4 protein-coding genes and 1 pseudogene are annotated in these 3,827 nt (G+C 60.0%); 1 reads left to right on the top strand and 4 read right to left on the bottom strand.

Annotated elements, in window-relative coordinates:
- Positions 1 to 147: 147 nt before the first annotated feature.
- Together C9413_RS29285 and thrS are read right to left on the bottom strand one after the other, a co-directional pair.
- The gene (locus tag C9413_RS29285; protein WP_039844950.1) at positions 148 to 975 is read right to left on the bottom strand and encodes a lysophospholipid acyltransferase family protein; all 828 of its coding nucleotides are present in this window, start codon (positions 973 to 975) and stop codon (positions 148 to 150) included.
- A 68-nt stretch (positions 976 to 1,043) separates the two neighbouring features.
- A complete protein-coding gene (gene thrS / locus C9413_RS29290) occupies positions 1,044 to 3,047 on the bottom strand; it encodes a threonine--tRNA ligase (RefSeq protein ID WP_170251288.1) in 2,004 nt (667 codons plus the stop codon).
- Between thrS and C9413_RS34325 the strand changes: the two genes are divergently transcribed.
- Positions 3,039 to 3,170, top strand: coding sequence for a hypothetical protein (locus C9413_RS34325; RefSeq protein WP_267285094.1), 132 nt, complete (start codon positions 3,039 to 3,041; stop codon positions 3,168 to 3,170). The genes thrS and C9413_RS34325 overlap by 9 nt on opposite strands.
- Here C9413_RS34325 and C9413_RS29295 read toward each other — a convergent pair whose 3' ends face one another.
- Positions 3,171 to 3,707 carry a DUF1697 domain-containing protein gene (locus C9413_RS29295; protein WP_039844952.1) on the bottom strand — a complete coding sequence of 179 codons (537 nt, stop codon included), beginning with the start codon at positions 3,705 to 3,707 and terminating at the stop codon, positions 3,171 to 3,173.
- Between the two features lie 10 nt (positions 3,708 to 3,717).
- Positions 3,718 to 3,827 (bottom strand): annotated as a pseudogene (locus C9413_RS33960) (membrane protein insertion efficiency factor YidD); the annotation flags it as partial.

Consider the following 3,827-nt stretch of genomic DNA (forward strand, 5'->3'; position numbering starts at 1 on the left):
AACCGGCAGGCGGGGGGCCGACGCGGCAGCAGGACCCGCAGCCAGCGGCCGCCGGCGAGCCGCAGAGTTCCGCGCAGGCGCCGTTGCCTTCCTATGAACAACTGCTGCCGGGCAGCAGCACGACGGGCGCCGATACCGATTGAATTTTCAGATGCGCTTTCGTTTGATGTCGGAACCCAACGAAAAGACCGCATCGTAAAGTGCTGCCAGCAGGGCCTTGCGGTCGTTCCTCCTCAGCTTTTCGTAAGGCAAGACCGGACCTGCATGCGCTATGATCGTCTTGCCTGACAGCCGGCGGAATTCGCGGATCAACAATGAGAGGCGAAGGGTCAGCGAGAAGCGACTGACGATATGAAAGAGCCGCCCGTTCTGGCCCTCGAAATAGATTGGCAGAACGCTTGCACCGGCCGCCTGGACGAGCTTGGCAGGAAAAATCTTCCAGGGCAAATCTTCGGCGCGGCCGAAACCGTTCTTCGCGGTGGCGACGCCTCCGGCCGGGAAGATGATGACGACAACGCCATCCTTCAGAAGCCGGACCGCCTCCCGCCGCGTCTCCATGTTGAGGCCGACGGCCTCTTTCGTCTCATCGAACGATACCGGAAGCGAATAGGCCGCCATTTCCGGGACCTTGAGCAATTCGTTATGGACGAGAACGCGGAATGACCGTCCAAGCTGTTCGGCAAGCGCCAATACGGCAATGCCGTCTCCGATACCGAACGGATGGTTGGCGACGATGACAAGCGGTCGATCCGCGGTTAGTTGCGGTGGCCAGGCACCATTGATGACGAAGCGGACATCTAGGAGATCAAGGAGTTTGCCGAATACGCCTTCGCGCGTCGGAACGATATCGCGGCGCCAGATATCGTAGAGCTGCACGTGACGATCGCGGCCGGAAAGCCCCTCGATCGAGCGGATCAGCCAGCGCTTGAGACGCGGATCGCTTTCGCTCGCATAAGATAGCTGTTTGAAACGCAAAGCCGTCCGGCCTCAAGTGGAAGACCGGACGGCTATATTTCAAAGCGATGACAGTTGTCTGACAGAAATCAGGCAGCCTTCGCCTTCTTGGCTTCGATCTTGCGGCGGATATCCGGCGGCGTCGCTTCCCAGGCAAGGTTCTCGATTGCCGCCTCGAGCGGCATCGAGGTCTGCTCCGGGCTGCCTAGGCGGCGGATATTAACAGTCCGTTCCTCGGCTTCCTTCCGCCCGCAGACGATGATGACGGGAACTTTCGTAACGGAATGCGCGCGGATCTGGTAGTTGATCTTCTCATTTCGGAAGTCAGTCTCGACGTTGAGTCCCGCCTCGCGCAGCGCTTCGGCAACTTCTGCGCCATAACCGTCCGCTTCCGAGGTGATCGTCGCGACTACGACCTGCAGCGGCGAGACCCAGAGCGGCAAATGACCGGCGAAGTTTTCGATCAGGATGCCGAGGAAGCGTTCCATCGAGCCGCAGATGGCGCGGTGGATCATCACCGGCTGCGTCTTCTCCGAATTACTGTCGATATAGAAGGCCCCGAAGCGCTCCGGCAGGTTGAAGTCCACCTGCGTAGTGCCACACTGCCATTCACGGCCGATCGCGTCCTTCAGCGTATATTCGAACTTCGGGCCGTAGAACGCGCCCTCGCCCGGCAGGATGCCGGTCTTGATGTCGTTCGACTGCTGCTGGATCGTGGTGAGCACGTCCATCATGACGCTCTCGGCGCGATCCCAGAGCTCATCCGAACCGACGCGCTTGTCCGGGCGCGTGGAGAGCTTGATGGTAATCTCGTCGAAGCCGAAGTCCTTGTAGACCGAGAGGATCAGGTCGTTGATCTTCAGGCACTCGGCGGCCATCTGCTCGTCCGTGCAGAAGATGTGCGCGTCGTCCTGCGTGAAGCCGCGCACCCGCATCAGGCCGTGGAGGGCGCCTGACGGCTCGTAACGATGGACCGTACCGAATTCTGCTAGGCGGATCGGCAGTTCGCGATAGGATTTCAGCCCGTGCTTGAAGATCTGCACGTGACCCGGGCAGTTCATCGGCTTCAGTGCGAAGACGCGGTTGTCGGCTTCCTTGTCATCCGGATGCGTCAGCGCATGCGCCGATTTCACCGCGAACATGTTCTCCTGGTACCAGCCCCAATGCCCCGAGGTTTCCCAAAGGGAAGTATCAAGAACCTGCGGCGCGTTGACCTCCTGATAGTCGGCAGCGAGGCGCCGCCGCATATAGGCGACAAGCGCCTGGAAGATACGCCAGCCCTTGCCGTGCCAAAAGACGACGCCCGGGCCTTCTTCCTGGAAGTGAAACAGGTCCATCTCGCGGCCGAGACGGCGATGGTCGCGCTTCTCGGCTTCGGCGAGCATGTGGAGATAGTTGTCGAGTTCGGACTGCTCTGCAAAGGCCGTGCCGTAGATACGGGACAGCATTGGATTGTTGCTATCGCCGCGCCAATAGGCGCCTGCCACCTTCAACAGCTTGAAAGCCGAGCCGATCTGACCGGTCGATGCCATGTGCGGGCCGCGGCAAAGGTCGAACCAGTCGCCCTGATAGTAAATCTTCAGATCCTGGCCTTCCGGGATGGCATCGACGAGTTCGACCTTGTACTGCTCGCCCTTGGCGGCAAACACTTCCTTCGCCTTCTGACGCGACCACACCTGCTTGGTGAAAGGTGCGTTGCGGGCGATGATCTCCTTCATCTTCTTTTCGATCTTCGGCAGATCGTCCAGCGTGAAGGGTTCGTTCTTGGCGAAGTCGTAATAGAAGCCGTTCTCGATGACCGGGCCGATCGTCACCTGTGTACCGGGCCAGAGCTCCTGCACGGCTTCCGCCATGACATGCGCTGCATCATGCCGGATGAGTTCCAGGGCGCGCTCGTCGCTGCGAGTGATGATCTCGATTTTGCCCGCCGTCACGGGATCGGAAAGGTCGCGCACTGTGCCGTCGATCGCAATGGCGACAGCCTTCTTGGCAAGCGACTTGGAGATGGATTCGGCGACGTCGAGGCCGGTCGTGCCGGGCTCGAAATTGCGTTGATTGCCATCGGGGAATGTCAGGGAAACGGATTGGGACATATCGAAATTCTCCTTGTCCAGTCCCGCCAACGAATGCGGGTGGTTGCAATGAAGCGCTTCGTCGGCACGAAGGCGCTGCCGCCTGATATCGAGATTTGGGGTGTGAGTAAAGGCAAGGCCTGATCAGTCGATCATTTCGGCAAGGCCTCGCACCGTGTTCCAATTGCGCAGCGTGCCAACGCCCATACGCTTGGTCGTGAGCGCCGAGAGCAGCTTCCATTCACTGGGTTTGCTGGCGAAATCGATCCAGAGATCGCCATTGGTAATCGCCAAGCGCTGGTTGGCTTCGAGGTACTTCTGAAGCGCGGCTAAGGCGGACTGATCGAGCGGCTCGCGCATCACTCGCACGATCACTTGGCTACCATCGCCATCCGGAAACGGATTTGAATTCGCCAGTCTCAGCCAATCCGCGCCCTTGCGGACGATGATATCGACGGGTTTGCCGAATTTCGTTTTGAAGGCAGCTTCAATCTTCGCTTCGATGTCACTGAGCGGCGCGCTGTCTGCTTCAAAGACGATATTGCCGGTCGAGACCAGCGTGCGCGGGTTGCCGTATCCGAGTGCCGCGGCCATATCGCGAAGATCGGACATCACGACCCTTCGACCAGGCGCGAGCACTATGCTGTGAAGGAGCGCGACGTAGACGGTTTTACGTGGCATGGGTTTGCCGTCAGCCCGCTTTCCGTCCGAGCGCAAAATAGCGCCACGGCGTCCACCAATGGAAGCGCTGCTCCAGCCCGTCAGGCACGGGATCGAGACCACTGGTCCCCCCCCGCCAGC

The organism is Rhizobium sp. SEMIA 4085 (assembly GCF_013004495.1).
Lineage (GTDB): Bacteria > Pseudomonadota > Alphaproteobacteria > Rhizobiales > Rhizobiaceae > Rhizobium > Rhizobium gallicum.